This is a genomic window from Scandinavium sp. (assembly GCF_051650185.1).
Lineage (GTDB): Bacteria > Pseudomonadota > Gammaproteobacteria > Enterobacterales > Enterobacteriaceae > Scandinavium.
The window spans coordinates 35,966-41,965 of sequence record NZ_JBOFIN010000027.1; the positions used below are offsets into that span (position 1 = coordinate 35,966).

8 protein-coding genes and 1 tRNA gene are annotated in these 6,000 nt (G+C 50.3%); 5 read left to right on the plus strand and 4 right to left on the minus strand.

The features are described 5' to 3' along the window. The first annotated feature begins 319 nt into the window (after positions 1-319). The 4 genes from csgD to csgG are packed head-to-tail and all read left to right on the plus strand — an operon-like array spanning position 320 to position 2,668. Positions 320-967: a biofilm master transcriptional regulator CsgD gene (gene csgD / locus ACRCWW_RS03525; protein WP_438681161.1), complete on the plus strand. Its 648-nt coding sequence runs from the start codon at positions 320-322 to the stop codon at positions 965-967. Positions 968-984: 17 nt separating this feature from the next. After that, on the plus strand, positions 985-1,377 hold the full coding sequence (csgE, locus tag ACRCWW_RS03530; protein WP_404658641.1) for a curli production assembly/transport protein CsgE: 393 nt from the start codon (positions 985-987) through the stop codon (positions 1,375-1,377). A gap of 21 nt (positions 1,378-1,398) precedes the next feature. Continuing rightward, positions 1,399-1,809: a curli production assembly/transport protein CsgF gene (gene csgF, locus ACRCWW_RS03535; protein ID WP_438681162.1), complete on the plus strand. Its 411-nt coding sequence runs from the start codon at positions 1,399-1,401 to the stop codon at positions 1,807-1,809. Positions 1,810-1,834: 25 nt separating this feature from the next. After that, a complete protein-coding gene (gene csgG, locus ACRCWW_RS03540) occupies positions 1,835-2,668 on the plus strand; it encodes a curli production assembly/transport protein CsgG (protein ID WP_438681163.1) in 834 nt (277 codons plus the stop codon). Between the two features lie 56 nt (positions 2,669-2,724). On the opposite strand, the gene ACRCWW_RS03545 is transcribed toward csgG, so the two are convergent. From ACRCWW_RS03545 to ghrA, 4 genes are all read right to left on the minus strand, one after another. After that, complete coding sequence (locus ACRCWW_RS03545; protein ID WP_438681164.1) at positions 2,725-3,210, minus strand: DUF1097 domain-containing protein; 486 nt, start codon at positions 3,208-3,210, stop codon at positions 2,725-2,727. Between the two features lie 101 nt (positions 3,211-3,311). After that, entirely contained in the window at positions 3,312-3,866 is a 555-nt protein-coding gene (locus ACRCWW_RS03550; protein ID WP_438681165.1) for a TorD/DmsD family molecular chaperone, read from the minus strand. Positions 3,867-3,887: 21 nt separating this feature from the next. Beyond that, positions 3,888-4,625: a phosphatase gene (locus ACRCWW_RS03555; RefSeq protein WP_438681166.1), complete on the minus strand. Its 738-nt coding sequence runs from the start codon at positions 4,623-4,625 to the stop codon at positions 3,888-3,890. An 85-nt stretch (positions 4,626-4,710) separates the two neighbouring features. Then, positions 4,711-5,649, minus strand: a complete 939-nt coding sequence (ghrA, locus tag ACRCWW_RS03560) for a glyoxylate/hydroxypyruvate reductase GhrA (RefSeq protein WP_438681167.1) — start codon at positions 5,647-5,649, stop codon at positions 4,711-4,713. A gap of 263 nt (positions 5,650-5,912) precedes the next feature. On the opposite strand from ghrA, the gene ACRCWW_RS03565 reads away from it, so the two are divergent. Next, positions 5,913-6,000 (plus strand) — tRNA-Ser (locus ACRCWW_RS03565).

Genomic DNA, 6,000 nt, shown 5'->3' on the forward strand with positions numbered 1-6,000 from the left:
TGACGATAGTTCATTTGTGTGATTAATTAAATTGATGCATATTTATTAGGATGTACAACTTTATCATCATTTCTAATTGTTCAATCCAGCCAGTTATTACATTTTAAAATTCTGAGTTACATTCTGTTACAGTGTTTGATCTTGCTTAAAGATTGGTAATGACTAGATTGAAATCAGAAGTAGCAAGTATTGTCTTATTGATTTTTTCCCCTTTTGGGGCTTTGACTTTCACGTATACACAGCAATGCAGCCTCTCAGTACTTCTGGAACCCCTTATTAGGGGAAACTGTTAGCTGCCAGAAATCAGTGGAGTTTCATCATGTTAAATGAAGTCCATAGTTTAGGCAGTACGCTCGTCCTTGTCACTAAACCATCATTACAAGCCAGCGCGCTTTTACAATATTTAAAATCGACGCTGGATATATCAGGGAAAGTCCAAAATATTCATCGCGTTAGCGAAGAAGCGTTACCTGATAGCATTATGATCTTCGATATGATGGAAGCAGATAAAAGGCTGATCGGACACTGGCAAGAAAATCTTGGCCGTAAAAACAATGGGATGAAACTGGTGTTGCTCAATACACCGGAAGAGTACCCTTTCAAGGATATCGAAAACTGGCCACACATTAACGGTGTTTTTTATAACAATGAAACGGAAACTCGCCTGATTGAAGGATTAAACATGATTATGCATGGCGAGTGCTATTTTTCGCATAAACTCGCCAGCTATTTGATTACTCACTCAGGAAATTACCGTTACAACAATGCGGAAAGCGCAATGCTCACGCAGCGAGAACGGGAAATCCTGAATAAATTGCGGGTCGGGGCATCGAATATTGAAATTGCCCGCTCGTTATTTATCAGCGAAAACACCGTCAAAACCCATCTTTATAATCTTTTCAAAAAGCTAGCCGTAAAAAACAGGACCCAGGCTGTCTCATGGGCCAATGATAATCTCAGGCGTTAGTTAACAGGCGTACCAAAATGAAACGTTCCCTGTGTTGGCTTGCATTAGCAAACCTGCTACTGCTTGCGCCTTCTGTGCATGCTGGCCCAGAAGTCGAAATACCGGGTATCGTGGCCGACCACACCGTATCGTCGGTGGGGCATGATTTCTATCGTGCCTTTACCGACAAATGGGCCAGTACTACCCGAGAAAATTTATCGATAAATGAAAGACCCAGCGCTCGCTGGGGAAGCTGGATAACCATTACCGTTAATCAGGATATTATGTTTCAAACATTTTTATTCCCGATTAAGCGGGATTTTGACAAGACCGTAGACGCAGCACTACAGATTACGCAAGAGAATATCAACAAACGCCAAATCGACCAGTCGCTATTAAAAACGGACGATCTGGCACACGATGAATTTTAAACATAGAAGGTGGAGGCAATCATGCGCATCGCCTGTACTGTTGTTTTGCTCGCATTTATTACACCAGCAAGTTGGGCCGGTAATATGGTTTTCCAGTTTGTTAACCCTAATTTCGGCGGAAACCCGAATAACGGTTCTTTTTTGCTAAATGAAGCTCAGGCGCAGAATTCCTACAAGGCGCCTGGCGGGAGTGATGGTTTTACACAGACCTCCGCTCTGGATAATTTCACCTCTGCCATCCAGTCGCAGCTTTTAAGCGGATTGCTGGGTAACGTGGCAACGGGCAAGCCGGGCCGTCTGGTGACCAATGACTTTATTGTGGACATTCAGAACACCAATGGTCAGCTCACCTTAAATGTAACCGACAGAAGCACCGGTAAAACGTCAACCATCCAGGTCTCCGGTTTGCAGACCACGGGTGGCGACCAATAGTCACTGACCTAACAGGAAGATAATCATGAAACGTTTATTTGTACTTCTGGTGGTCATCTTACTCAGTGGCTGTCTGACCGCCCCGCCGAAAGAGGCTGCAAAACCGACGTTGATGCCGAGGGCACAAAGCTACCGTGATCTGACTCATTTGCCGACCCCTGCCGGTAAGCTTTATGTCTCCGTCTACAATATTCAGGACGAAACCGGGCAATTTAAACCTTACCCGGCGAGTAACTTCTCAACGGCCGTTCCACAAAGTGCCACCGCCATGCTGGTGACCGCGTTAAAAGATTCGAAATGGTTTATTCCGCTGGAACGCCAGGGATTACAGAATCTGCTCAACGAACGCAAAATTATTCGTGCGGCTCAGGAGAATGGCAATGTCGGTGAAAATAACCGGGCACCGTTGCAGGCACTGAGCTCCGCCAACGTCATTATTGAAGGGTCAATCATTGGCTATGAAAGTAATGTGAAATCGGGGGGGATTGGCGCCCGTTATTTCGGCATCGGTGCCGATACCCAATACCAGCTTGATCAAATAGCCGTGAACCTGCGCGTCATTAATGTTGCTACGGGTGAAGTCCTTTCTTCAGTCAATACCAGCAAAACCATCCTGTCTTATGAAGTTCAGGCCGGGGTCTTCCGCTTTATCGATTATCAGCGTCTGCTGGAAGGCGAAGTGGGTTATACCTCGAACGAACCTGTCATGCTTTGCCTGATGTCCGCCATTGAAACGGGCGTGATATACCTGGTCAACGATGGTATTGAACGCGGCCTGTGGGATTTGAAAAACAAATCCGACGTAAACAGTCCGGTTCTCGCGAAATACCGCGATATGGCTTCCCCTCCGGAATCCTGATTCTGAAGCAAAAAAAAGCGTAGCTCACGAGCTACGCTTTTTTTATTTGCGGCCAATTACTGTTTAACAGCATCGCCAGCAGACTCTCTTCGGGCACTTCTCGCCGCCAGCCACAGCCCGCTATTTTTCATCGCGTAGCCAAACACCAGCCCCAGGGCTAACGACGGTACCACGACTTTCCAGTCACCCTGCCCTGCAAACGTGGCACAGGCACCGATAAACGTGCCCGGCACAAACGACAGCAGCAATTGCTTTGCCTGCAAACACATCAGGAAAGCCACAATCCCGGTCATCACATAACCGAAGATCTCAAGGTGCGGAGCCAGCGCGCTACCGTGAATGATGACCAGCGCCCAAATCACGCCGCTCATCACGGTCGCAGACGCGATTACCAGCCCTTTCAGGCCACCTTGCGGACAGGCAAAGTAAGCTGTGCAGCCCAAAAAACCGGCCCAGCTGAGCAGGCCGAGAGACACGGCAACCCATCCCCATAATCCGGAGAGAATGCCTGTTGTCAGTGCGAGAGAGAGAAGTAGGTTCATGGCGCGCATCATAGCAGATGCGCGGCCATTGAATGAGATCACAAGCACAGTATTTGCAACACATACTGCATCGTTACATTTACAGCGTGATGCAAATCACGCTATTCGTCTGATTCTTCTTGAAGATCATCCCACATCGCCTGCAGGGCTTCGCGGGTTAAGGTCGCCATCGTGCGCCAGAACGCAGAAGTTGCATGGGCTTCGACTTTACCGAGGAAAGTGCCAACCCATGGCAGCAGGTAGTCTGCAAACAAGGTGTCGACGGCTTCTGTTTCATCTTCCGCCGAGTTGTCTTCCAGCCAGGAAGCCGCCAGCAGCAAAGTGCCGATGTGATCCGCAGGCGTATCGCTCAATGGCATCCCTCTTGAGGAAAGGAAGCTGCGGACTTCAGCTTCCGTTGCGCCTTCAACCCAGGCGCTGCGGTAAGGCGACACGCTGCACTCCTCACCAACAAACAGCGCATTGTAATCTGCCGCCAGCTGCTGTCCATCGTAGTTCTTTTGCAGACGCTCCAGCAGCTCGTCCTGCTCCAGCGGCCAGCTTGCCGCGAGCTTACCTTCGCGAATCAGGGTAAACAACGGCACCAGCAGCGGGTCCTGCGGCTGACGATAATAAAGCGAACCCAGCACGCGGCAGAGAATTGAAAACTCGTTCATTCATTTATTCCATCAAGACAATTAAAGTTCAGCAAATTCAGCGATAGGTGGCACACCGCGAGATTCAAGGAAATTCAGGAAACGGCGTGGCGTCACGTTGAGAATGCGGTCTTCCGGGAAACCGACCGCATCCAGAATTTTTTGGCACTCGGTAAACTCGCCAAGCGTAAAGGCGGTATGCGAATCAGAGCCAAGCGCTACCCAGCCGCCCGCTTCCTTCACGGCAGCCGCAACGGCCCGGCAATTATCTTCACTGCCAGGACGTGACGAAACAAATGAGGAGTTGTTGATTTCAAGCGCCACCTGATGTTTAGCGGCAGCCTGCGCCACAGCCTGAATATCAATCGGGAATTTCGGGTTACCCGGATGGCTAATCATATGCACATTGCCGCTGGCGATAGCCGCGATCATCGCTTCAGTATGCGTGGCTTTATCCTGAGGCGGAAAAACAGGCTCATGGAAACCGGCAATGATGAAATCCAGGGCCGTCAGCATTGGGCCGGTACAATCAATCTCACCCTGCGTATTTTTAATATTGGCCTCGATACCGCGCAGAATGCCCACACCCTCCACCATTCGCGGCCAGATACGCATATTGACGAAGTGCCAGTAATGCGGCGCATCCGCCATATCCGGGCCATGATCGGTAATGGCAAACAGCTTGATCCCTTTGCGTTTTGCTTCGGCGATATAGTCATGAAGGGTGCTGTAGGCGTGGGTGCTGGCGACGGTATGCATATGCAGGTCAACAGGATACATCACAATCTCCTCTCTGGGTTTAAGCCCAAGCATAGCAGGAATGCCGGGCCTTTATTAGCAAAAACCCGGCTCAGCCGGGTTTGAATCAGTAGCCGCGGCTCCTGTCTACCTGCCCGGTGACGGCCTCGCCTTGCTCGAGGCGGTTAATCGTTTTGGTAATGTACTCGATAGCCTCCTGAGGGCGAGTAACGGCCGCAACGTGCGGTGTCATTGCCACCCGAGGATGACGCCACAGTGGGCTTTCAACGGGTAAAGGTTCGCGACTGAACACATCCAGCATCGCGCCTTTGAGCTTGCCGTTTTCCAGCGCACGCAATAAATCGTCTTCATTGACATGGATGCCACGTGCCAGATTCAGTAAATAGCTCTCGTCCTGTAACTGCTCAAGCAGGGAATGGTTGATGATGCCCGCGGTTTCCGCCGTATTCGGCAGCAGGTTGATCAGCACGCGTGTCTCAGACAGAAACTCACTCAGCTGTTCCTGCCCGGCAAAACTCGTCACGCCTGGCCAGGCTTTATGGCTGCGGCTCCAGACACGTACCGGGAATCCCCACTGTAACAGGCTTTCCGCCACTTTCCCGCCCAGCACGCCCGCGCCCATAATCCCAATAGTGAAGTCTTCACGTTGATATTCCGGCAGAGGCTGCCAGCGAGTTTCCAGCTTCTGAGCCTGATAATCGTCAAAACGGCGGAACCAATGCAGCACCTGGCTCACTGCATATTCCTGCATTTGCAGCCCCATCCCCGTATCTTCGAGGCGGAACAGAGGGATCGACAACGGCAGCATTTCCGGGTGAGCCTTAAGCTTGCTGAGAATGGAGTCCACACCCGCCCCCAATGCGAATACCGCTTTCAGGTCGCGCCCCTGAAGCATCTCCACCGGTGGATGCCAAACGAGGGCGTAATCCGCGTGCTTATTATCGCCAGGTTTCCACTCACGAACTTTCGCCCCGGGAAGCTGTTTCTCGAGCGTGTTGACCCACCATGGGGTGTCGAAAGTCGGGTGGTAAAAGATAATCTCCATGACAAACTCCTCTTAATAGCGCCTCTCAGTGCAGGTACCGGACGCATTTTTCTGATTGTTTTGTAGTGGGTTATCAGCATAGCAAATTTTCAAGCGTCTTCGGGAAACAAGCCGCTGATCACAAAAAAAGCGAAGGGCGATTAATCTGAAAGCAAATTGGTTGAAGTTTGTCTTATTGAACCCTTTTTTAAAAAAGATGATTGACGCAAGTTACGCTTTTTCCTACATTAGCGCCCGTTCCAGCGATGCTGGAAAGACAATATGGTGAGGTGTCCGAGTGGCTGAAGGAGCACGCCTGGAAAGTGTGTATACGGCAACGTATCGGGGGTTCGAATCCCCCCCTCACCGCCA